This is a genomic window from Gordonia rhizosphera NBRC 16068 (assembly GCF_000298195.1).
In the GTDB taxonomy this organism is placed as follows: domain Bacteria; phylum Actinomycetota; class Actinomycetes; order Mycobacteriales; family Mycobacteriaceae; genus Gordonia; species Gordonia rhizosphera.
Genome location: NZ_BAHC01000028.1, coordinates 1 through 22,254 on the forward strand (window position 1 = coordinate 1; position 22,254 = coordinate 22,254).

At 69.1% G+C, this 22,254-nt stretch carries 25 protein-coding genes; 7 read left to right on the forward strand and 18 right to left on the reverse strand.

The features are described 5' to 3' along the window. The 14 genes from GORHZ_RS02330 to GORHZ_RS02395 form a co-directional block, all read right to left on the reverse strand. The coding region (locus GORHZ_RS02330; protein ID WP_006330015.1) for a hypothetical protein at nt 1-281 on the reverse strand (281 nt) is incomplete at its 3' end. After that, on the reverse strand, nt 278-1,369 hold the full coding sequence (locus GORHZ_RS02335) for a Rieske 2Fe-2S domain-containing protein (RefSeq protein WP_006330016.1): 1,092 nt from the start codon (nt 1,367-1,369) through the stop codon (nt 278-280). The genes GORHZ_RS02330 and GORHZ_RS02335, both read right to left, overlap by 4 nt. A 1-nt stretch (nt 1,370) precedes the next feature. Continuing rightward, nucleotides 1,371-1,604 carry a recombinase-like helix-turn-helix domain-containing protein gene (locus GORHZ_RS02340; protein WP_006330034.1) on the reverse strand — a complete coding sequence of 78 codons (234 nt, stop codon included), beginning with the start codon at nt 1,602-1,604 and terminating at the stop codon, nt 1,371-1,373. Further along, nucleotides 1,601-2,056 (reverse strand): alpha/beta fold hydrolase, encoded by a 456-nt coding sequence (locus tag GORHZ_RS02345; protein ID WP_006330035.1) that lies wholly within the window; start codon nt 2,054-2,056, stop codon nt 1,601-1,603. Before GORHZ_RS02345 ends, GORHZ_RS02340 begins: the two co-directional genes overlap by 4 nt. Then, nucleotides 2,053-3,738: a thiamine pyrophosphate-binding protein gene (locus GORHZ_RS02350; protein WP_006330036.1), complete on the reverse strand. Its 1,686-nt coding sequence runs from the start codon at nt 3,736-3,738 to the stop codon at nt 2,053-2,055. The genes GORHZ_RS02345 and GORHZ_RS02350 overlap by 4 nt, the downstream gene beginning before the upstream one ends. 27 nt (nt 3,739-3,765) lie before the next feature. Next, on the reverse strand, nt 3,766-4,545 hold the full coding sequence (locus GORHZ_RS02355) for an SDR family oxidoreductase (protein WP_006330037.1): 780 nt from the start codon (nt 4,543-4,545) through the stop codon (nt 3,766-3,768). Between the two features lie 49 nt (nt 4,546-4,594). After that, on the reverse strand, nt 4,595-5,332 hold the full coding sequence (locus GORHZ_RS02360) for an SDR family oxidoreductase (RefSeq protein WP_006330038.1): 738 nt from the start codon (nt 5,330-5,332) through the stop codon (nt 4,595-4,597). Beyond that, nucleotides 5,329-6,129, reverse strand: a complete 801-nt coding sequence (locus GORHZ_RS02365; RefSeq protein WP_006330039.1) for an alpha/beta fold hydrolase — start codon at nt 6,127-6,129, stop codon at nt 5,329-5,331. Before GORHZ_RS02365 ends, GORHZ_RS02360 begins: the two co-directional genes overlap by 4 nt. After that, the gene (locus tag GORHZ_RS02370) at nt 6,126-7,124 is read right to left on the reverse strand and encodes a VOC family protein (protein ID WP_006330050.1); all 999 of its coding nucleotides are present in this window, start codon (nt 7,122-7,124) and stop codon (nt 6,126-6,128) included. Before GORHZ_RS02370 ends, GORHZ_RS02365 begins: the two co-directional genes overlap by 4 nt. Nucleotides 7,125-7,134: 10 nt before the next feature. Then, nucleotides 7,135-8,085, reverse strand: coding sequence for a PDR/VanB family oxidoreductase (locus tag GORHZ_RS02375; RefSeq protein WP_006330053.1), 951 nt, complete (start codon nt 8,083-8,085; stop codon nt 7,135-7,137). A gap of 41 nt (nt 8,086-8,126) precedes the next feature. Next, entirely contained in the window at nt 8,127-8,645 is a 519-nt protein-coding gene (locus tag GORHZ_RS02380) for a cupin domain-containing protein (RefSeq protein ID WP_006330054.1), read from the reverse strand. 46 nt (nt 8,646-8,691) lie between these two features. Further along, the gene (locus GORHZ_RS02385) at nt 8,692-9,060 is read right to left on the reverse strand and encodes a RidA family protein (protein WP_006330055.1); all 369 of its coding nucleotides are present in this window, start codon (nt 9,058-9,060) and stop codon (nt 8,692-8,694) included. Between the two features lie 41 nt (nt 9,061-9,101). Further along, nucleotides 9,102-10,640, reverse strand: a complete 1,539-nt coding sequence (locus GORHZ_RS02390; RefSeq protein ID WP_006330056.1) for an aldehyde dehydrogenase — start codon at nt 10,638-10,640, stop codon at nt 9,102-9,104. Nucleotides 10,641-10,860: 220 nt separating this feature from the next. Beyond that, nucleotides 10,861-11,400 (reverse strand): MarR family winged helix-turn-helix transcriptional regulator, encoded by a 540-nt coding sequence (locus GORHZ_RS02395; protein WP_040529841.1) that lies wholly within the window; start codon nt 11,398-11,400, stop codon nt 10,861-10,863. Between the two features lie 181 nt (nt 11,401-11,581). Here GORHZ_RS02395 and malQ point away from each other — a divergent pair, with 181 nt between their 5' ends. After that, complete coding sequence (gene malQ / locus GORHZ_RS02400; RefSeq protein ID WP_040529864.1) at nt 11,582-13,744, forward strand: 4-alpha-glucanotransferase; 2,163 nt, start codon at nt 11,582-11,584, stop codon at nt 13,742-13,744. On the opposite strand, the gene GORHZ_RS02405 is transcribed toward malQ, so the two are convergent. Then, the gene (locus GORHZ_RS02405; protein ID WP_006330059.1) at nt 13,710-14,978 is read right to left on the reverse strand and encodes an MFS transporter; all 1,269 of its coding nucleotides are present in this window, start codon (nt 14,976-14,978) and stop codon (nt 13,710-13,712) included. The genes malQ and GORHZ_RS02405 overlap by 35 nt on opposite strands. 130 nt (nt 14,979-15,108) lie before the next feature. On the opposite strand from GORHZ_RS02405, the gene GORHZ_RS02410 reads away from it, so the two are divergent. Continuing rightward, nucleotides 15,109-16,257, forward strand: a complete 1,149-nt coding sequence (locus GORHZ_RS02410; protein ID WP_051998727.1) for an ATP-grasp domain-containing protein — start codon at nt 15,109-15,111, stop codon at nt 16,255-16,257. A 62-nt stretch (nt 16,258-16,319) separates the two neighbouring features. Next, nucleotides 16,320-17,348: a zinc-binding alcohol dehydrogenase family protein gene (locus GORHZ_RS02415; RefSeq protein ID WP_006330064.1), complete on the forward strand. Its 1,029-nt coding sequence runs from the start codon at nt 16,320-16,322 to the stop codon at nt 17,346-17,348. 91 nt (nt 17,349-17,439) lie between these two features. Here the strand turns inward: GORHZ_RS02415 and GORHZ_RS02420 are convergent, their stop codons facing one another. Continuing rightward, nucleotides 17,440-18,252: an SOS response-associated peptidase gene (locus GORHZ_RS02420; protein ID WP_006330065.1), complete on the reverse strand. Its 813-nt coding sequence runs from the start codon at nt 18,250-18,252 to the stop codon at nt 17,440-17,442. A 21-nt stretch (nt 18,253-18,273) separates the two neighbouring features. Further along, a complete protein-coding gene (locus tag GORHZ_RS02425; RefSeq protein ID WP_006330067.1) occupies nt 18,274-18,771 on the reverse strand; it encodes an aminoacyl-tRNA deacylase in 498 nt (165 codons plus the stop codon). A 153-nt stretch (nt 18,772-18,924) separates the two neighbouring features. Here GORHZ_RS02425 and GORHZ_RS02430 point away from each other — a divergent pair, with 153 nt between their 5' ends. Together GORHZ_RS02430 and rsrA are read left to right on the forward strand one after the other, a co-directional pair. Beyond that, the gene (locus tag GORHZ_RS02430) at nt 18,925-19,833 is read left to right on the forward strand and encodes a sigma-70 family RNA polymerase sigma factor (RefSeq protein ID WP_006330068.1); all 909 of its coding nucleotides are present in this window, start codon (nt 18,925-18,927) and stop codon (nt 19,831-19,833) included. Then, complete coding sequence (gene rsrA, locus GORHZ_RS02435) at nt 19,830-20,141, forward strand: mycothiol system anti-sigma-R factor (protein ID WP_006330069.1); 312 nt, start codon at nt 19,830-19,832, stop codon at nt 20,139-20,141. The genes GORHZ_RS02430 and rsrA overlap by 4 nt, the downstream gene beginning before the upstream one ends. A gap of 114 nt (nt 20,142-20,255) precedes the next feature. Here the strand turns inward: rsrA and GORHZ_RS32160 are convergent, their stop codons facing one another. Continuing rightward, nucleotides 20,256-20,330, reverse strand: coding sequence for a 50S ribosomal protein bL37 (locus GORHZ_RS32160; protein WP_373279550.1), 75 nt, complete (start codon nt 20,328-20,330; stop codon nt 20,256-20,258). Nucleotides 20,331-20,446: 116 nt separating this feature from the next. Here GORHZ_RS32160 and GORHZ_RS02440 point away from each other — a divergent pair, with 116 nt between their 5' ends. Together GORHZ_RS02440 and GORHZ_RS02445 are read left to right on the forward strand one after the other, a co-directional pair. After that, a complete protein-coding gene (locus GORHZ_RS02440) occupies nt 20,447-20,662 on the forward strand; it encodes a biotin/lipoyl-binding carrier protein (RefSeq protein ID WP_006330070.1) in 216 nt (71 codons plus the stop codon). Nucleotides 20,663-20,711: 49 nt separating this feature from the next. Next, on the forward strand, nt 20,712-22,217 hold the full coding sequence (locus tag GORHZ_RS02445; RefSeq protein ID WP_006330072.1) for a sensor histidine kinase: 1,506 nt from the start codon (nt 20,712-20,714) through the stop codon (nt 22,215-22,217). Nucleotides 22,218-22,254 lie beyond the last annotated feature (37 nt).

A 22,254-nucleotide genomic window follows, 5' to 3' on the forward strand; every position in this document is an offset into this window, starting at 1 on the left:
ACCGGCACGAAATCGTAGGTCGGATAGAAGTCGGTCTGGAAAGTTCCCCAGGCCCGGCGTTCCAGCTCGACGTTGACCGCGGCGAGCCGGTCGGCCGCCAGGCGCAGCGTGACGATCTGACCGATGCCCATCGCGACGACCCAGGACACGATCTCGCAGCCTTCGGGCGGGAAGCCGTGCCACCAGTCACTGTCGTCGAGGCGGCTCTGCAGCTGCTCGAGATTCTGCGACTGGTCGTGGCGCAGGATGACGGTCAGCAGCAGCGTGTCGTCGGAGCTCATGCGTTGGCCTTCGCGAGTACCTCGGCCTGGGCGACGGCGTCGGCACGGTAGATCCGCCGGATGCGCGAGACGCCGAGATCGTGCTGGTAGAGGTGCTCTTCGCGGTCGGCGTCGTTCGCCAGTGCCTCGAGCACCACGCGGTCCTGTTCGAGCACCTCCCAGTGCTTGGCCTCAAGGGTGCTGCGGAACATGAAGCGCCAGGCCTCACGTTCCCAGCCACTCACCCGTCGGGTCCGCCAATGGAAGATCGCCGACGTCGACCGGTCGATGGGCGTGCTCATGCCGACGATGCCGAAGACACCGCCGGGGCCGGCGCCCGGACCGTACGGGATCTCCAGGTCGACGTAGTCCATCGAGCCGCGGACGAACTCCACCCAGTCGAAGTTCACGCCGCGTTGATCGGTCTTCTCGAAGAAGAAGCCACGGTCGGTCTCGCGGATGCGGAACCGCGCCGAGGTGTCGCCGCCGAACATCGAATGCGAGTTTCGGTGCAGGAACGCGCCGTGCATCGGGTCGAGCACGTTGTCCATGTAGAAGCGCCAGGGGCCGCCCCACTCGGCATAGTTGGGAAACCACGACACGTCCAGGTCCGACAGTCGGTCGGGAAGCGCGAACGGCGTCGGCACGGACTCGTCGGTGAGCGGAATGTAGGCAAAGATCGTGTCGGCGGCCTCGACGACCTTCAGCGAGACGGTGGCCCGGCGCCCTTCGAGCGCGCAGCCCGGCATGCCGGGCACGGAGACGACGGTGCCGCCGCTGTCGACCTGAACGCCGTGGTAGGCGCAGGCGATCCGGTCGCCGAGGTGCTGGCCCACCGAGAGCGGTGCACTGCGGTGCGGGCATCGGTCCTCGAGCATGTGCACGACGCCCCGTGGGTCGCGGAACAGCACCCAGTCGACCTCGAGGCGCCGGACCGGAACCATGGCGCCGGGATCCACCATGTGCGAGGGCAGGATCGGGTACCAGCGGTCGCGCAGCCCGGTGGCAGCGATCTCGTCGGCGTCGAGGTGTCGGCGGGTGCCGACAGCGAAGGTGGGCCGTCCTCGGATGGGACGTGGTGTGGCTGTGGTGGTTTCGGTGGTGGTCATGTCAGTTCCCCAATCGGCGCATCTCGGCGCGGAAGTTATCGTCGGTCCACGGACCGCCGTCGGGTCCGTGCAGTCCCAGGGCGTTGAGGCCGTCGACGACCTCGGTCAATGTCGTTGCACCGGCGGTGAAGATCTCGGTGAGTGAGCCGGCGAGCTTCTGTTCGTACGGTGTGATGGGCTCCGGATGGGTTTGGTGGACTTCGAGATAGGGCTCGCGGGCTGGGCGAGTGATCATCGGAGGGCTCCTTCGATCAGTGGAGTGGGCGGGGTGAGTAGTTTGCCGTCGCGTGCGGCGAGGCCTTCGGCGATGGCGACGAACGAGGAGCTCCATTCGGTGAAGGACTCCCGGCGTTCGGTGTGCACCGGTTTCGGCGCCCCGTCGATGACGACGAAGACACCGTTGTCGATCTCACCGGCGAGTTGTTGGGCGGCAGTGAGATCCGCGTCGGCCGACGGCGCCGACGCCAGCACGAGTGTGGGTACCGACACCTCGGCGAGGAGGTCTGCCACGTCTGCGGGGAACGCGGCCGGTTCGGCCAGAATCAGGCTGAGGACGACATCCGGGTGAGCAACGGCGAGTCGAATGGCCTCGGCCACATCGTGATCGGCGGCGAAGACGTGGGTCGGTGCACCGGATTCGACCGCGGTGCGGGCTCCGTCGTCCCACCACAGCGTCGCGGCGGTCATGACCGTGCCCCCGCGGCAGAGGGGACATGCACTGGCGGGACGAAGGGCCCCGGCACCGGGTCGAGCGCCTCGACATCGACCTCGATGACCGAGGGGCCTCGGTGCGCGACCGCGTGCTCGAGGGCCGTCGCGATCGAGCCCGCACCCTGGACCAGTCGATACGGCAGATCCATCGACGCCGCGAGCAGATCGAAGCGCGGAGTGTACAGGTCTACGCCGGATCGTCGGAAACCGTTCTTCTCCTGCATGTTTCGCAAGACGCCGTAACCGCCGTCGTTGAAGACCAGCACGATCACGGGGGCGCCGGAGCCGGCCAGCGAGGCGAGTTCGCCGAGGTGGACGGCGAGACCGCCGTCGCCGACGATGACCAGGGTCGGGACGTCGGGGCGGGCGTGCGCGGCACCGATCCCCATCGCCAGTCCCTGCCCGATGCCGCCGCCGAGCGGGAAGATGTTGGTGGCCCGGTCGTGGATCGGCAGCAGGCGGTTGCCCCACTGACTCGACGGGATGGTGACGTCGCGGGCGATGACCGACTCGGCGGGCAACGCTGCCCGGATCGCTGAGCAGATCTCGGCATAGCCGCCGATGTAGCCGGTGAGATCTGCCCGGACCCGATCCCGGACCTCGCTGACCCGGGCCGGCCAGTCCTCGTCGGCGGACACCGCGCCGAGGTGTTCGGTGATCGCCCGGACCGATGCGTCGGCGTCGCCCACGACACCGACCGATGCCGGGTAGACGCGGCCGACGGTTGTCGGTTCGACGTCGATCTGGATCAGCTGCTGCGGGAGACGCAGGCTGTACGAGGCGGTTTCGTTGGACCGGAAGTGGGTACCGATCGCCAGCAGCACATCGGCGTCGTCGATCAGGGCACGCACCGCCGCGGTGGTGGCGAAGTTCCCGACCACCAGCGGATCTGCCTCGTCCACGATGCCGCGTCCGGAATTGCTGGTGAGGATGCCCGCACCCAGGCGTCGGGCGAGTTCGGCCACGGCGTCCCCGGCACCCGCCGCCCCGCCACCGAGCCAGATCAGCGGCGACCGCGCGGTGCGCAGGAGTTCGGCTGCGGCAGCGACGGACTCGGCGAGTGGTGCGGCGGCGGCCGGTGCCGTGACCTCGGCCGGCCGTTGCCCCTCTGGTGTCGCGAGGTACTGCAGGTCGGTGGGCCATTCCACGCTGGCCGGTCCCGACGGGGCCGTGACGATCCGCGCGATGGCGGTCTCGAGTTCGGCGGCGGCGTCCTTGGCGTCGGTGATGGTGGCGGCGTGTGCGGAGATGGCGTCAAGCATCCGGGGTTGGCCGGGGAACTCGTGGATGACGCCGCGACTGGGCGCCGGCCGGCCCGGGGCCAGGTGTTCGCTCTCGATCTGGCCGGTGATGTGCAGCACGCGGCTGCCCGCGGTCAGCGCCTCGACCATCGAGCCGGCGGCGTTGCCTGCGCCGGTGCCGGTACTGGTCAGTGCGACTCCGATACCGCCGGAGGCGCGGGCGAATCCGTCCGCGGCGTTGACCGCGGCGGCCTCGTGGCGCATCTCGACGAAGGTGAGGTCGCGGTCGACGGCCTCGACGAGCGGCAGGTTGTGAATGCTGACGACGCCGAACGCGTGGGTGATGCCGTGTCGGCGCATCACCTCGACGAGGACGTCGCCGCCGGTGCGGCGGTGATGGGTGGGCTGGTCGGTCATGGGTGGTCTCCTGGGGGCTGGGTCGGGTCAGACGTAGCGGTGGACGCCGCCGCCGACGTCGAGGGCCGCACCGGTCATATAGCTGTTGCGGGGCGATAGCAGCGTAGTCACCGGGAAGGCGAGTTCGTCGGCGGTGCCGAAGCGCCCCAATGCGATTCCACGGTCGTGGGCGATCTCGGCGCTCCAGGCGGCGAAGTCGTCGGAGCCGCTCTCGGTGAAGCGCCGCTGCCACTGGCCGGTGTCGATGAGTCCGAGCAGGACCGAGTTGACCCGTATGCCGTCGGCGGCGTACTCGCCGGCCAGTGACCGGGAGAGATTCAGCAGTCCGGCCCGGGCGGCGGCGGTGACCGCGAGCCGCAGTTCGGGCTGTCGCGACAGGATCGCGTTGACCACGACCACCGCGCCGGCGTCGGACTTGGCGAGCGCGGGCCGGGCCGCGCGGATGACGTTGAGCACCCCGAAGATCTTCAGGTCGAACTCGTCGCGGATCTCGTCGTCGGTGGTCTCGTCGAGGGTGCGCATCAGGGATCGGCCGGCGTTGCAGACGACTCCGTCGAGCCCGCCGAGGCCCTGCACCGCGGCGTCGACGAAGGCGTCGACCGAGGACCGGTCGGTGACGTCGCAGGACGCGTAGACCACGTCGGTGGTGGCGGCGAGATCGGCGGTGGCGCAACGCAGTCGGGACTCGTCCCGCGCGCAGAGCGCGAGCGTCGCGCCCTCCTCGGCAAGCAGCCGCGCCGTGGCGAGTCCGATCCCCGAGCTGGCGCCGGTGATCAGAATCCGGCGGCCGGTCAGCTGCAGATCCATGGTGACTCCTCTGGTGTGGTGGGTCAGGGTGGGCCGGTCGGGGTGACCGTCAGCGGAAGACGAATCCGCCGTCGACGACGATGGTCTGGCCGGTGACGAAGGCGGCGTCGTCGGAGAGCAGGAAGGCGACTACTCCCGCGACGTCGTCCGGGGTCTGTTCGCGTTTCAGGGCACGGCCCTCCGCATAGGTGCGATACCGCTCGTCGGGCACCGTCTCGGTGGCCTCCACGCGTGTGAGACCCGGGGCGACGGCGTTCACCCGTACCCCGTGCGGACCCGCATCGCGGGCCATCGACCGGGTCATGCCGATGACGGCCGCCTTGGACGAGACGTAGTGCACCAGGCGCGGTGAACCGTACATGGCGACGTCGGAGGCGATGTTGACGACGGCGCCCTGCGACGCCGACAGCAGCGGCCACAAGTACTTGGTGACCGACCAGGTGCCGCGGACGTTGACGTCGGTCAACCGCCCGAACTCGTCGTCGGCGAGCTCGAAGAACGTCGCGCCCCCGACTCCGTCGGCGATCGCCGCGTTGTTCACCAGTCCGACGACGTGCTCGCCGTCGAGCCGATCCAACAGCGCGCGAACCGATGTCACGTCGGCGATGTCGGTGACCACCGCGTCGGCGTCCCGGCCGGACGCGCGTAGTTCGGCTTGCGCGGCGGCGGCGGTGCGCGGGTCGCGCTCGGCGATGATCACGCGATGTCCGTCTCGGCAGAGTCGGCGGGCAATGGCGAGGCCGAGACCTCTGCCACCGCCGGTCACCACGACCGTTCCCGCGCTCATGACAGACCGCCGACGAAGTCGGCGACGAGCTCGGCCACCACGTCGGGTTGTTCCTGGATCGCCACGTGTCCGGCGTCGGCGATGATCGCCAGTTCGGCACCGGGGATGCGGTCGGCCAGCAGACGCGATTCGTCGACACCGGTGATCACGTCGTGTTCACCGACGAGGACCAGAGTCGGACAGTCGACGCGGTGCAGATCGGCCCCGTGGTCGGTGGCCGCCATGAAGTCGGCCGCGGCCCGGAATCCGTTCTCACGCACCGCCGCCATCGATCGGCGGACGGCGTCGGACACGACCGGCGCCGCATCCGGGGCGGTGAGCCGCGACGCCCGCTGTGCGGCGACCACGTCTGCTCCACGGGCCCGGAACTCGTCGATCCGGGCGCGCATGGCGGCGGCCTGCTCCGGCGTGGTGCCCGATCCCCGGGTGCTGTCGGCCAGGATGAGCGCGGCGACACGGCCGGGGCGGCGCAGTGCGACGGCGGTCGCGATGACCCCGCCCCAGGACGTGCCGAGCAGGACGACCGGCCGGTCCGGCCAGCGGGCGTCGAGCAGCTCGATCACCGCGTCCGCGGCGTCGACGCCGGGTTCGGGGTCCGGCGAATCCCCGTAGCCCGGCGCGTCCACACAGGTGCACGGGATTCCCGCTGCGGCCAGCCGTTCGCCGAGAGGTGCGCAGGACGCTACGGAGCCGCCGATACCGTGCAGCAGCAGCATGGGCTGGTCGATGCTGATCTCGCGGTGGGTGCGATGCTCGACGATGTTGAGCCGGTGCCGGGCCGGTGACGTCGCGGTCACGAGACACCTGCCAGTTCCGGCGCACCGTAGAAGTAGTCGTCGTGGACCGGAACGACGAGGTCACGTGCACCCGGATCCGGACTACCGGCCATCGCCGACCGGATGGTCGTCGAGGGCGGGCCGGCGGTGCCCCACTGGTCGGACAGTTCGGGGGTCCGGCGCCAGGTGCGGCACAGCCAGGCGTCCTCGTCGATCTGGGCGACCTCCGAGGTGTACTCGCACACCAGTCCGGCGGGATCGGTGAAATAGGAGAACGTGTTGTCCCCCGGGCCGTGTCGTCCCGGCCCCCACTGCGGGGCGATCCCGTGCGACCGGAGATTGCCGATACCGCGCATGAAATGGTCGATCGAGGTCATCTCGTAGGCGATGTGGTTGAGCGAGGGCCACGCCGCCTGATTGAGGGCGATCACGTGATGATCGGCATTGCATCGGAGGAAGGCCATCTGACGTTCCGACCAGTCGGAGATCCGCATGCCGAGCACGCGGGTGTAGAACGCGGCAGTGCGCTCGATGTCGGTGGTGTTGAGCACCACGTGGGCGATCTTGCGGGGCACGGCCCGGCGTCCCGCGGGTTCCCGGGTGGAGACCGCGAAGGTGTCGGCGGACAGTTCGACGACGCGTCCCTCCGGGTCGACGAGCTGGAGTCCGTAGCCGCCGCCGGCGTCGTCGAGCGGTCCGGGTTCGCGCAGCAGCGGGACGCCGCGGCTCTCCAGGGCGCGTGCCGCGTCATCGATCTCGCCCGGCGTCGACACCGCGAAGGTGATACAGCCGAGTTCATTCGACCGGGCGGGCCGGAGGTCGAGGACGTGGTGTTCGGTGCCGGTGGCGCGGAGCCAGAACCGGTCGCCGTCCTCGTCGATCGCCGTCAGTCCCCAGACCTCGTGATAGAAGTCGCGGGAGGCGATCGGATCGGGGACGCCCAGCGCGACCGACCGCAGGCTGCGCAGCCGGCAGACCGGGACGTCGGTGGTGGGGGTCTTCGCTGAGTGCAGCACGATGGTTCCTTTACAGATCGAGGACGAGTTCGGCGGAGCGGCAGCGGGATACACACGGGAACATCGTCGTGTTCGCGGCGTGCTCGGCCTCGCTGAGCAGGAAGTCACGGTGGTCGACGTCACCTTTGACGACACCCACCTCGCAGGTGCCACAGATGCCTTCGGTGCAGGAGCTCGGCACGTCGACGCCGGCCTCGAGCAGCGCATCGAGCACCGACGTGTCCGGCCCGACCGTCACACGTTGTCCGCTGCGGTCCAGGACGACGTCGAAGGCGGTGTCGTCGCCGGCGGGTGCGGCGGCGATCGGCGCGGCGAACCGTTCGGTCCGCAGCGTGACCCCCTCGGGGACATGGGCGGCGACGGCGTCGAGCAGCGGCGCCGGGCCGCAGCAGTACACGACCGCGCCGGCCGGTGCCGTCGCGACCACGCCGGCGAGGTCGGGCAGACCGCCCTGTTCGTCGTCCGCGTGGATCGTCGAATCGGCATGCAGCGCAACCTCGTCGACGAAGGCCATCGACCGTCGCGAGCGTCCCGCGTACAGCATCCGCCACGGGTGGCCGTCGCGGTGCAGGCGGCGCATCATCGCGATGATCGGGGTGATGCCGACGCCACCGGCGACGAGCACGTGCTCGCGGGCGTCGTCGTCGATGGCGAAGGCGTTGCGAGGCCCGCAGACCTCGACCTCCGCACCGACCGACAGCCGATCATGGACGAACGCGCTGCCACCCCGGGACTGTTCGGCCCGCAGCACCGCGACGGTCCACCGGGCGGTGTCCTCGGGGTCCGAGCACAGGCTGTACTCGCGGACGAGTCCACCCGGAAGTTGCAGCGCGACATGGCTACCCGGCTCCCAGGTCGGCAGCGGCGCACCCGTGGGGTCCACCAGGGTGACACTCGTGACGCCGTCGGCCTCCCACGTCTTCTGATGGACGCGTAGCGCTCTCGAGTCTGCTGTGCTCATCGTTGATCCTCTTGAGTCGGTGTCGGTCGGTGCGGCGTCCCTCAGCGGGTGACGCCGTACATCTCCGAGCTCGGCGGATAGGTGGGCAGCTGCGGCTTCTGGGCGCCGATGATCACGCAGAACAGCGCATCGGTGTCCCCGACGTTGGCGAGGCTGCGCGGGACGCCGGCGGGCACGCGGATGAGGTCGCGGTAGCCGAGGCGGCGCACGGCCTTCTTGGTTCCGTCCTCGACGTCGTGCACGGCCACCTCGAGTTCGCCCTCGAGGACGAAGAAGACCTCTTCGACGTCGTGGTGGGTGTGTTCGGGGCCGACCGCGCCGACCGGCAGGCGCATGTTGGAAAAGGTGAAGTGTTCCGACGGGAGGGTGCGGTTGTCCCCTTCGTGGTTTCCGGTTGCGCCCGAACCGATGTAGCGGATCTGGGCCCGCTTGAAGCGGTCACCACCCTTGGCGGCCTGGAATCCCAGGGTGTCCCAGTCCTCGTAGCGGGAGTCGTGGCTGGCAATGGCTGCGTCGATCTGCTGTTCGAGATCGACGGTGGTCTTCTCCGGTGCGGTCATGATGGGTCCTTTCGGTTGGATGGGGGTCGTGCGGTGGACGGAGGGGTCAGGCGAGGTGGGCGACCGCTTCGATCTCGACGGTCGCGCCGTAGGGCAGCGCGGCGACCTCGACGAAGGAGCGGGCGGGGCGCGGAGTGTCGAAGACCTTCTCGTAGTGGCGGTTGGCCGCGTCCCGCAGGGACACGTCGGTGACGAAGTAGGTGGTCTTCACGACGTCGGCCAGCGCCATGCCGATCGTGGCGAGTCGTTCGGAAAGCCGGGCGATCGCGGCGTCGAGCGCGGGTTCCACACCCTCGACGGCGCGGCCGTGTTGGTCGACCGAGAGTGCCCCGGAGACGAAGCCGAAGCCGGCGACCGCGTAGGCGGGGCTGTAGGGGTGCGCGGACACCTGCGCGGTGTCGGTGGGTGCTGACATTGAGGGGATTCCTTTCGTCCGTGATGGTTTCGGGGCAGCCGCTAGTGGGCGGCGCCCCAGGCGAGGGGTGCGTCGCTGCGGTCGAGGTAGATGCTCTTCTGCTCGCTGTACTGGCGGACCGCGTCGCGTCCCTTCTCCGTGCCGAGCCCGCTGTCGCGGAGGCCGGTGAAGGGGGTGGAGATGGAGAACTGCTTGTAGGTGTTGACCCAGACGGTGCCGGCGTCGACGGCCTCGCCGACGCGCAGGGCGCGGCGGTAGTCCTCGGTCCAGATGCCGCAGGCGAGTCCGTACACGGTGTCGTTGGCCTGGGCGATGACGTCGGCCTCGTCGTCGAAGGGGATCACCACGGCGACCGGGCCGAACACCTCCTGCTGACAGATGGTGTCGGAGTTGGTGACCGCGCTGAGGATGGTCGGCGGGTAGTAGCTGCCGCCGGCGAGCCTCGGATCGTCGGGAATGGCTCCGCCACAGAGGACCTCGGCACCGTCGGCGACCGCGGCGTCGACCATCGCGGCGACGGAGTCCCGGTGGGTCCGCGAGATCATCGGTGCGACGTCGGTGGCGGGGTCGGTGCCGACCCCCAGCCGCAGCCGACGGGCGCGGGCCACCAGTTCGGTGGTGAACGAGTCGATGATGCTGCGCTGCACGAAGATCCGCGATCCCGCGATGCAGCTCTGCCCGCTGGAGGAGAAGATGCCGAACAGCACGCCCTGCAGGGCACGTTCGATGTCAGCGTCGTCGAACACGATCGTCGGCGATTTGCCACCGAGTTCGAGGGTGATCGGCATCAGCTTGTCGGCGGCCAGATGGGCCAGGTGGCGGCCCGTCGAGGTCCCGCCGGTAAAGCTGACCTTCGCGACCAGCGGATGCCGGACCAGGGCCTCGCCGACGGTGCGTCCCGGGCCCGGCAATACCGACAGCACGCCGCGTGGGAGGCCGGCGTCCTCACAGAGCCGCGCGAGCAGGAGGGTGACCCAGGGCGCCCACACCGGCGGCTTGCTGACCACCGCGTTTCCCGCGGCCAGCGCCGGTGCCAGCTTCTGCGCGTCGGAGGCGATCGGCGAGTTCCACGGCGTGATCGCCCCGACGACCCCCATGGGTCGGTGTGTGGCCAGCGTCATCCAGGGACCGCGGGGCGTGGTCAGCCCGCCGTCCATGGTCTCCAGGGCGGCCGCCATGTAGCGAAACGTGTTGGCTGCGCTTGCGGCCAGCGCCCGGGTCTCGGTCAGGGTCTTGCCGGTGTCGAGTGTCTGTAGCGCCGCGATGCGGTCGCGGGCACCGTCGATCGCGTTGCCGATCCGATGCAGGACCGCGGCCCGCTCGTGCGGCAGCATCGTCGCCCACCCGCTCGTGTTGGCGGCCGACAATCCCTCGCGTACCGCGGTGTCGACGGTGTCGGCGGTCGCGCCGTGGAGGGTGGCGAAGACGCGTCCGGTGGCGGGGTCGATGGACTCGATGAGCCCGCCGGTGCCGATCTCCCACCGTCCGGCGACGTGGATACGGTCGGCGAGATCTCGCGTGGTGTCGATACCGGCGGCGGAGAGGTCCGCGATTTCTGGGGTACTCGCGACGAGCGACATACATCTGTCCGTTCGGGAGGCTGTTCGGGGATTGTCTGCGCTGAGGGATATATCTTTGCGCTAAGACAGTTCTAAAGCCTTAGCGCTAAGACGTCAAGGGCGGAAACCGCTGGACAGACGTTTGTAACGGCCGATTTACATCGTCGAAATCGAAGAGATGCAGGTCACACAGGGTGTGGTGGCGGTCACGGCCGCCGGAAGATTCTTTCGGATTCCGCCGTCAGCCGGCAGTGATCGGGTCCGATTCGCCCGGATCGAGGCCGTCGCCGAGGACCGCCGATCGCGCCGAGCGCTCGAGCTGACCGAGCAGACCCGCGAGTTCCGCGGCGTCGTCGTCCGACAGTCCGTCGAGCATCAGGCGCAGTTTTGCGAAGTGTTCGTCGGCCACCCGATCCACCAGGGCCGCGCCCTCGGGCGTCAGATCGACGTAGACCACCCGGGCGTCGTGCGGGTCCTTGGATCGCCGGACCAGCCCGGCATCCTCGAGTCGCTTCACGCGCAGCGAGAGCCCGCCCGTGGTGACCAGGGTCTGCTCCGCGAGCTGACCGGCCGTCAATCGGTGATCCGGCACGGCGCGTCGCAGACAGGCGAGTACGTCGAAGCCCGCCTCGCTGATGTCGTACTCGTCGAAGGTGGTCGCGATGCGCGCCTTGTAGACGAGGAAGCTGCGATGGAGCCGGCCGAAGACCTTCAGGGCCGAGACGTCCAGTTCGGGTCGGGCGACCGCCCAGTGCGCCACGATGACATCGACTCCATCCATGATTGGTTGAGAGTACCCACCGAGGCGCTCAGCACCGGATACCGCCGGTCGGACACGCCAGCGAATCGTTGCCGGCCCCTCGAAGCCAAACCCTCCGCGAAGACTGTTCTCCAGTGCGGTCGATCGCATGTGTGTGGCGGATCCCCCGCGCGGCGCGCATATCGCGCCGGATCCTGAGACGATGCATGTCGTGACGAGCGAAGCAGGCGCGCGCGAGCATCTGGAGGGATTGGCCCGACGCTGCGGCGTCGCCACGAGCTATGTGGGATGGGATCAGCTCGACCACGAGGTCGGTTCGGAAACGATTGTCGCGGTGCTCGGTTCGCTCGGCATCGCGGCCGCCACCCCGGACGAGATCGCCGCCGCCCACGCCGACCTCGACGACGAGCCCTGGCGGCGGATGCTGCCGCCGGTGACCGTGGCGACCGAGGGGTCGCGGGCGACGTTCGCCGCGCACGTTCCGCATTGGAACCCGGTGCACGTCTGGATCGTGACCGAACAGGGACAGACCGTCCATCCTGACCAGTGCGACGTCTGGGTGGACCCGCGCGAGGTCGACGGTGTGCTCGTCGGGCGCGCGACCTTCGAGGTGCCCGCCGGCCTCGCGCCGGGCTATCACCGTCTGCACGCGCTCGATCCCGTCACCGAGAAGACCTCGCAGCGCCCCCTCATCGTGACACCGCGGCGTCTGTCCACCGCCGACACACTCCTCGGCGAGCAGCGGTGGGGGCTGGCGGTGCAGCTCTACTCGGTGCGCTCCGCGCGGTCGTGGGGGGTCGGTGACTTCGCCGACCTCGCTGACATCTGCGAGGTGGCCGCGAGCAGTTTCGGGGCGGACTTCGTCCAGGTCAATCCGCTGCACGCGGCGCAGCCGCAGGCACCGATAGAGGCATCCCCGTATCTGCCGGTGACCCGACGGTTCGTCAACCCGCTCTACATCCGGATCGCCGACATCCCGGAGGCGTCCGACCTGGACAAACGTACCCGCAAGTGGCTGAAGGGGGTCGAACGCGACTTCTTCGACGAGAACGTGTCGGCGGAGAAGATCAAGCGCAACAAGGCGTTTCGCGCCAAGATGTCGATTCTGGAGCTGCTGCACCGGCAACCGCGGTCAGACGAACGGGACTTCGCATTCCGGTCGTTTCGGCGCCGCGAGGGCAAGGGGTTGCGCCGGTTCGCGACGTGGTGCGCGCTCGCCGAACGCTACGGCCCGGATAGTCCGAAATGGTCGGATCAGTTGCAGGACAAGGACTTCGTCCGCAGGAAGCGGCGCGAGCTGGCCGACCGGGTCGACTTCTATATGTGGCTGCAGTGGATCTGCGACCAGCAACTCGCCGCGGCCCAGCGCGCGGCCCTCGCGGCGGGGATGGACATCGGGATCATCGCCGATCTCGCGGTCGGCGTTGCCCGGCACAGCGCCGACGCGTGGATGCTCGGCGATGTCCTGGCCTCCGGCGCCACCGTCGGTGCGCCGCCGGACGGATTCAACCAGCAGGGTCAGGGCTGGGACCAGCCGCCGTGGCATCCCCGCCGGCTCGCCGAGGCCGGGTACGGCCCGTATCGCGACATGCTCCGCACGGTGCTGCGTCATGCGGGTGGTCTGCGGGTCGACCACATTCTCGGCTTGTTCCGTCTGTGGTGGATCCCGGATGGTAAGGGCCCGGCCGACGGCACGTATGTCCACTACGACCATGACGCGCTCATCGGCATCCTCGCGCTGGAGGCCGAACGTGCCGGCGCAGTCGTGATCGGCGAGGATCTCGGTGTCTTCGAACCTCACGTGCAGGAGGCGCTGGCCGAGCGGGGCATCCTCGGTACCTCGATCCTGTGGTTCGAGCACGGACCGTATGCGCCGATTCCGCCCGAGTCCTACCGCGAGCTGTGCCTGACCTCGGTGACGACGCACGACCTGCCGCCGACGGTGGGCTACCTCGCGGGCGATCACATCGAGCTGCGGTCGAGGCTGGGTCTGTTGGAGACCGGTGAGGACGCCGAACGAGCCCGCGACACCCGAGACCGCGACGCGATCCTGGGCATGGCGCGGCAACGGGGCCTGCTGTCGGAGGGCACCGAGCTGACCGACGCGCGGACCGTCGAGGCGCTCTACCGGCTGATCGCGGCCAGCCCGTCGGTACTGCTCGGCGTGGCCCTTGTCGACGCGGTGGGGGAGAGGCGCATCCAGAACCAGCCCGGCACCAACGCGAAGCAGTACCCGAACTGGTGTATTCCGCTCGCCGACCCGGACGGTGAGGTGGTGCTGGTGGAGGACCTCGCCAGCAACTCCCGGTTCGCCGAGCTGGTCGCGGCCCTCAACGACGCCGGAATCGGGCGCGACTGGGACTGACCGCGACCACCGACAGCGCCAGCGCGATCAACGCGAGCACCCCGACCACGACGTCGAACACGATCCCCGACGTGCGCAGCCCCCACTGGGCGGCCGCGATGCCCTCGCCGACGATGGGGATCGAGATCGCGACGTAGGCGACCACGAAATAGCTCGAGGTGACCTCGGCCCGCCGGTCGGCGGGGCTGGCGGCGACCACCGCGGCGAGTCCCTTGCTGAACGAGAGACCCTGTCCGATGCCGCAGACGACGGCGCCGACGAGGAGCAACACGAAGGACGCGGCGAGTAGCCCACCGATCAGCACGCCCACACCCGCGACGAGGATCGCGCACCCGACGATGAGGGACAGCTCGGTGGGCAGCCGACGGCCGACGATCTGCGTCACCGCCGACGACAGGAACAGCACCGACACCAGAATTCCCGCCAGCGCATGGCTGGAGATGCCGAGGATCTGCGACACGAACGAGGGCGTGACGCCGGTGAACGTGCCCATCACCGCGAAACCCGCGAAGGCCGCGATCGACGCCCGCAGGAAGACGGCCCGGACTTCGGGCGGCACCGACAGCCGCTGCACCGTCAGACGCGCGCCCCGTCGAACCGCGACGGGCTCGGTGATCGCCCAGATCCCGGCCATCGCCGCGGCCAGCAGCACCAGATCCACCGCGAACGGCACCCGCAGGGGCGCCGCGACGAACTCGGCGAGCAGCCCGGCGATCAGCGGACCGAGTCCGAGCCCGCCGATGTTGGCGGCGGTCGCGATGGCGGGCGCCCGATGACGCCAACCGCGGGGTGCGAGTTCGATGACCGCGGCGGTGGCCGCGCCGGCGTAGATACCGGCGGACAGTCCGGACAGGACCCGCCCGATCATGAGCTGCCACACCGGACCGGCGGTGAGGAACACGACCGCGCTGGCCGTCGAGAGTGCGGCGCCGGCCAGCAACAACGGCCGACGGCCGACGATATCCGACCACCGTCCGAACAACACGAGCGCAGCGATCACCCCGGCGGCGTAGACCCCGAAGATCACCGTGGTGGTGGTGACACCGAAGCCCAGCTCGTCGGAGTAGATCGCATAGAGCGGCGTCGGGAGAGTGGTGCCGAGCATGACCACCGTGAACGCGAACACCACCGAGGCGAAGGCGCGGCCGCTCGAACCGATCGGCGTGGTGGCGGGAGATGCGACCTGAGCTGACGGCGCGGAGTGGTTCGACGGCATACCCAAGCGCAGCGTCATCGCCGGCGCATGTATTCCTCGGGACGGGTATCCGTCCGGGCCGTGTCGGTGTGACGTCGGCATCATCGATTAGGGTCGGACGGTGCCAGAGCCAAGCGCACCGCCCCGCATCCTCGTGACGACGTCGCGGATGCCCTTCGCCGTCGACGAGATCCACAAACTGGGCGTCACCGGTCACGACGTGACCGCCGCCGACACGTTCGCCGCGTCGCCGGGCAGCCATTCCCGCGGTGCCCGCCGTTCGGTGGTGGTGCCCGCCCCCACCCAGCAGACCGAGGCGTTCATCGACGCCGTCATCGACGTCATCGACCGCCACGACATCACCTGGCTGTTGCCGATGTTCGAGGAGGTCTTCTACCTCGCGGCCCATCGCGACCGGTTGATGGCGGCTCGCGATGACCTGGAACTGTTCTTCCCGCCCTTCGAAACCCTCGCCCGGGTGCACGACAAGGTGACCTTCGCCGACCTGTGTGCCACTCTCGGGCTGCCCGTCGCCGAGTCCGTCACGGCGACGTCGACCGCCGAGCTGCAGGCGGCGATCGGTCGGTGGGATCGTTGGTTCGCCCGGGCCGCCTACGGGCGGGGCGGCCTCGACATCGTCAGCAACGCCGGACCGCTGGCCGCCGAGACCGACATCGGTGACGCCCATCCGACACCACAGGCGCCCTGGATGGTGCAGGAATACCTGACCGGCGTCGACCGGTGCAGCTGGAGCGTCGTCCAGCACGGCGAGGTGGTCTTGCACTCCTGCTACGAGCACCCGCTGTCCATCGACGACCGGGGCGGCATCGTGTTCGAGTCCGTGGCGTCGCCGGAGTCGTTGGCGGCGACCCAGACCATCGCGCGGCACCTGAACTGGCACGGCCAGATCAGCATCGACTACCTGGTCACCGAGGACGGAACCCATCACATGGTCGAGTGCAACCCACGCCCGACCGCCGGCTGCACCGTTGCCACCGCCGACGAGTTCGCGACCGCGCTCTTCGAACCGGGCGGCCTCGTCGTCGTCCCGCCCGGCCGTAAGAAGGCGATCCGGGCCGCGGTGCTGCGCGACGTCCTCAAACACCCGACCCGTCTCCTGCGAGACCTCAGTGTCGCCCTCGGTGCCGGTGGCGTCTACGAACAGGCCGGCGATATCCTGCCGCTGATCTACTCCGCGTTGTCGTTGCAGCACGTGCAGCAGTACCGCAAGGCGATCGGGCTGGACCGCAACACCCGCGAAGAGCTGTTGGCGACGCAGTTCTTCGACGTGTCGTGGGACGGTTCGCCGATCGGTTGATCGGCTCCCGAGATCGCACGGGTATCAACTCCTGACACCGCCTCGGCCCATATCCTGGAGCCATGCGCGCATGGGCGGTGACGCGGCCCGGTCCGATCGAGGACCGGCCGCTCGAGTTCGTAGAGAAACCGACACCCGAGCCGGCCGAGGGTGAACTCCTCGTCCGGGTCCTGGCCTGCGGTGTCTGCCGGACCGACCTGCATGTGTGCGAGGGCGACCTCCCGGTGCACCGTGACCATGTCACCCCGGGGCACGAGGTGGTCGGGGAGGTCGCGGCGCTCGGCGCCGGCGCGGAGGGCTTCGCGGTCGGTGATCGGGTGGGGGTGGCCTGGCTGCGCAGCACCGACGGGACCTGTGCCTATTGTCGGCGCGGCGCCGAGAACCTTTGCCCCGCATCGTCGTACACGGGCTGGGACGTCGACGGTGGCTACGCCGAGTTCACCACGGTGCCCGCCGCCTTCGCCTACCGGCTGCCCGACGACATCGATACCGTGACCGCGGCGCCGTTGCTGTGTGCGGGCATCATCGGTTATCGCGCGCTCAAGCGGGCCTGCCACACCGACGGCACGTCCGGATCGGGGTTCACCGTCCCCGAGCGTCTGGGTCTGTACGGTTTCGGCGGCAGCGCGCACCTGTGCGCCCAGATCGCCATCGCCCTGGGCTCCCGCGTCCATGTGTTGACCCGTGGTGAGCAGGCTCGCGAGCTGGCGTTGTCGCTGGGTGCGGCGTCGGCGGGCGGCGCCTACGACAGCCCGCCCGAACCGCTGGACGCCGCGATCAGCTTCGCACCCGTCGGCGAATTGGTGCCGGTCGCGATGCGGGCGCTCGACCGGGGCGGGATCCTGTCCATCGCCGGCATCCACGTGACCGACATCGGGCCGCTCGACTACGAACGGGAACTGTTCTACGAGAAGGAGATCCGGTCGGTCACCGCGAACACCCGCGACGACGGGCGGGAGTTCCTGGAGCTGGCCGCCCGCCACGGTGTGCGGTCGACGACCCATCCGTATCCGTTGTCGTCGGCGGCGCAGGCGCTGGCCGACCTCAAGGCGGGCCGCTTCGACGGCGCCGCGGTCCTCGTTCCCGACTAGCCTGACAGTTCGTCCGCCAGTTCTCTCAAGACCCTCCGAAAGCAGAAAGGGGACGAACGGGGAACTGGGGGACGAACGGGTGAGGAGATGGCTACGAGACCGGCTCGAGGAGCTCCGGTCCGTTGTTGGCGACGCGGTTGACCAGCGGCGCGACCTCGCGGATGTCGATGGCATCGGCGATCGCATCGGTCGGCGGCGCGAACAGATCCGCCGGCGCCACATGATCGGGATCAAGCCACGCATCCCAGCTGTCGAAGGGCATGATCAGCGGCATCCGGTCGTGCACGTCACGAAGGTGGCCGACGGCGTCGGTGGTCAGGATCGAGCAGCTCAGCAGCGGCGGTGCATCCCTCGGTGCGTCCTTAGGACGCCACACCGACCACAGACCGGCCATGAACAGCCGGGTGCCGTCGTGCGGCGACATGAAGAACGGCACCTTCGTCGGTTTGCCCTTCGAATCCGGCGGCCCCTTCTTCCACTCGTACCAGCCGTCCATCGGGACCAGGCAGCGCCGCGACTTCACCGAGGTGCGGAACGAACTCTTCTGCGCCGCGGTCTCTGCGCGGGCGTTGAACAGCAACGGTCCCTTGCCGACCTCCTTGGCCCACGCCGGGACCAGCCCCCACCGCATGGCGCGGATCCGCAGCGCCGGATCGTCGTCGGGATCATCGGGGTCATGACGTTTGACCACCGTCATGACGGTCGTCGTCGGTGCGACGTTGTAGTTGGATCCCGGGACCCCGGCCGGCCGGGAAACCGGGGCGGACTCCGCCGACGACGAGTCCTCCACCCGCGCGGCGCTGCTGCCGCTGCCGGGATCGAGGGGGACGGGCACCTCGTTGATTGCGTCGATCTCCGCGGCGAGCTTCGCCGGATCGGTGGTCACCGCATATCGTCCGCACATGCCTCCATGCTGACACGCACCTCAGACAGCGATGTCGGCGACGACCGCGCCGGTCACCGCGACCAGGTCGGTCGGTGCGAGCGAGACCTCGAGTCCGCGCCGCCCGGCGCTGCAATAGACCCGCGGCCACTGCAGGGCCGAGGAGTCCACCACGGTCGCCAACGCGGTCTTCTGCCCGATGGGGGAGACCCCACCGAGCACATACCCGGTGGAACGGGTGACGGCCTTCGCGTCGGCCATCTGGGCCTTCGAAGCGCCCGGCACCGCCTCCGACAGCGCGGCCGCCGCGGCCTTGAGGGACAGTTTGCGGGGCACCGGCACCACGGCGACAGCGAGTGTTCCCGCGAGATCGATCACCAGTGTCTTGAAGATCTGCGCCGGATCGACGCCGAGGGCCCGTCCGAGGACGGCGACGGCCTCTTCACCGTAGGAGTCGCTACGGGCGTCGTGTCGGTAGCGATGTACATCGTGGCTGACGCCTGCCCGTTCGAGCGCGGCAACCGCCGGGGTCGCGGCCATCGGCATGGTCTCCCTTCACAGGCGGTCCTCGGAACATTTGAGACGATCGCGCTGTTGTGTCGGATGTCGACGGTTCGGCAAGTCCATCCCCGTCCACCGTGACCAGAAGATTTCCGCCTGGAGAAGGCCACTAGAGGAAGGTAGCCCAGCTCGATGAGTACCCTCGGTCTGCTCGACGCACCGCTGTCGGCTCCCGGGTCCGGCGACCGGTCCGGCGCCGTGTCCGCAACCGCATCGGTAAGCTTGAACGACATCGGTCAGGCGGCTCCCGATCCCCTGTGGATCATCGAGGCACCGGCCGCCGTGTCCGCGCCTGCCGTCACCGAAGGGATCGTAGTGGTCGAACCCGAGTCATCCGAGCAGCCGTCCGCCGTCGACATCGACGGCAACGACATCGATACGGGGGCCGACGCGTCGGAGGCCCCCGGCGTCAGCTCGCAGGCCCCGCGGCGTACCGACCCGGCGGAGAGCGCAGAAGAGCTGACCGAGCGTTTCGAACGCGACGCCCTGCCGTTGCTCGACCAGATGTTCGGCGCCGCGCTGCGGATGACACGCAACCCGGCCGACGCCGAGGACCTGGTGCAGGAGACCTACGTGAAGGCGTTCTCGGCGTTCTCGTCGTTCCGCGAGGGCACCAACCTCAAGGCCTGGCTGTATCGCATTCTGACGAACACTTACATCAACGGCTACCGCAAGAAGCAGCGGCAGCCCGCCCAGTATCCGACCGACGAGATCACCGACTGGCAGCTCGCGGCCACCGCCGAGCATTCGTCGACCGGGTTGCGGTCGGCGGAGATCGAGGCACTCGAGGCGCTACCCGACGACGACATCAAGGCGGCCCTGCAGGCGCTGCCGGAGGATTTCCGGATGGCGGTCTACTACGCCGACGTGGAGGGGCTTCCGTACAAGGAGATCGCGGAGATCATGGACACCCCGATCGGAACCGTCATGTCGCGTCTGCACCGCGGGCGTCGGCAGCTGCGTGAACTGCTCGCCGACGTCGCGCGCGAGCGCGGCTTCAACCGGGCGGCCCGTAACTCGGAGAGCGAGGTCGCGCGATGAGTGGCGCACCGCAGCATTCCCACGAGGCCCACGAGGACGACCCCGAATTCCTGCAGCACGACTGCTCGGCGGTGATCGCCGACGTCTGGCTCCTGCTGGACAACGAATGTGACACCGGCGCCCGGGCCCGGCTGCAGGGACACCTGGACAACTGCCCGTCCTGCCTCGCGCACTACGGCATCGAACAGCAACTGAAGATGCTGATCAACCGCAAGTGCGGGGGCGACCACGCACCCGAGGGGCTGCGTGAGCGGCTGCGGGTGGAGATCCGTAAGACGGTCATCGTCCGCGAGACCGAGGAACGCTGACCGCGGCCCGACCAGGCGAGTAATCGGACGGACGAGCGATCAGAAGACGACGACGGCGCCCAGATCCTTTCACAGGGCTGGGCGCCGTCGCTGTCTTTCCGATCGTGTCGCGACTCAGGAATTGGGACGCCGACCGTGGTTGGCTGCGTTCTTCTTCCGAGCGCGCTTCTTGCGTCCGCGCTTACCCATGATGGTCTCCTTCGTGCTATGTGCGTCGCCCATTGTCCCATGACGGTCGTTTCCCATTACCGGCAGGCGGCCCCGACAGGTCATCGGGTGCACAGTGGGTGGGCTAGTTTATGTCCATGGCTGAAGACGTCGTGGCAGAGATCGTGGCGAGCGTCCTGGAGGTGTCGGCCAGTGCGGGCCAGCGGGTCGACGTCGGAGACACCCTGGTCCTGCTGGAGTCGATGAAGATGGAGATCCCCGTCCTCGCCGAGGAACCGGGAACCCTCGCCGACGTCAAGGTCAAGGTCGGCGATGTCATCCAGGCCGGTGACGTCATCGCCGTCTACGAGTAGCGCGCCCGGGCCCACGATCCGTCGCACTGACCGCTGAGATCCCACGTCGATGTCGACCCTCGCCGATCTGCTCGCCGAGCACACCACCTTGTCCGACGCCGCCGCCGGGCACCTGCAGCGCCTGGTCGCCGAATGGCAGTTGCTCGCCGACCTCTCGTTTGCCGATCTCCTGCTGTCGGTGCGCACCGAGAACGGTGCGGTCATCACCGTCGCCCAATGCCGACCCAACACCGCCTCGACGGTGTACGCGCGCGACGAGGTGGGCGCGGTCGCCGACGACACGATGCGACCACAACTCGAACGGGCGCTCACCGCCGGCACCGTCCTGCGCGACGAGGACCCACAGTGGGTCGGCACGCTCGCGATCCGACGAGAGGCGGTGCCCGTCGGGTTCGAAGAGGGCACCGACGCCATCGCGGTCCTTTCGCGTGCGGTCGACCTGACGCACCCGCGTCTGCCGTCACCGCTGGAACTGGCCTACCAGGACTCCGCCAACGATCTGTGTCAGATGGTCGCCGACGGCACGTTCCCACAGCAGGAAGGCAATCCGCGGGGCCTGTCGACGCCACGAGCCGGGGACGGCTTCGTCCGCGTCGACGAGAACGCCACGGTGGTCTACGCGAGTCCCAACGCGCTGTCGGCGTTTCACCGTATGGGCTGGAACGCGGAACTGAACAACACCCGGTTGTCGGAGGTGACGGCCTCCTTGTTGACCGATCCATTCGTGTCCGAGGACGTCGCGATGATGATCGACGCGGCCGCGGGCGTCGCGACCGTGCCTGCCGGCCCGTACCGCGATGTGGGGATGCGGATGGAGGCCGACGCGCGGCGGGCGACGGTGCTGATCCGGGCGGTGCCGCTGCGTCCGCGCGGTGTCAGTACCGGCGCGGTGGTGCTCATCCGCGACGTCACCGAGGTCAAGCGACGCGACCTGGCCCTCATCAGCAAGGACGCGACGATCCGCGAGATCCATCACCGGGTGAAGAACAACCTGCAGTCCGTGTCGGCGCTGCTCCGTCTGCAGGCCCGAAGGACCACGAATCCCGAGGCGCGCGGGGCGCTCACCGAGGCCGTGCGCCGGGTGGCATCGATCGCGCTGGTCCACGAGCTGCTCTCGGGCAGCGTCGACGAGGAGGTCGACCTCGACGAGGTGGTCGACCGTTTGGTCCCCATCCTGGTGGACGTCGCATCGGGTGACACACCGGTGACGGTGCGTCACCGCGATCGCCTCGGTGTGCTGTCCGCGGAACTCGCGATGCCGCTGGTGATGGTGCTGACCGAACTGATCCAGAACGCGATCGAGCACGGTTTCGCCGGCACACAGAGCGACAGCGAGATCGAGATCGTCGCGGACCGTGATGTCCGTCAGGTGCGGATCACGGTCCGCGACAACGGCTCCGGCTTACCCGACGGGTTCGATCCGGCCGCGTCCGATCGCCTCGGGCTGCAGATCGTGCAGACCCTCGTGTCGATCGAACTCGGCGGCACCCTGACCATGGGCCCCAACCCGTCGGGTCGGGGCACCGAGGTGAGTGTGGTGTTCCCGTGGCGGTGATCCCCCCGAAGTCCCCGAAGTGGAGTACCCACGGTGA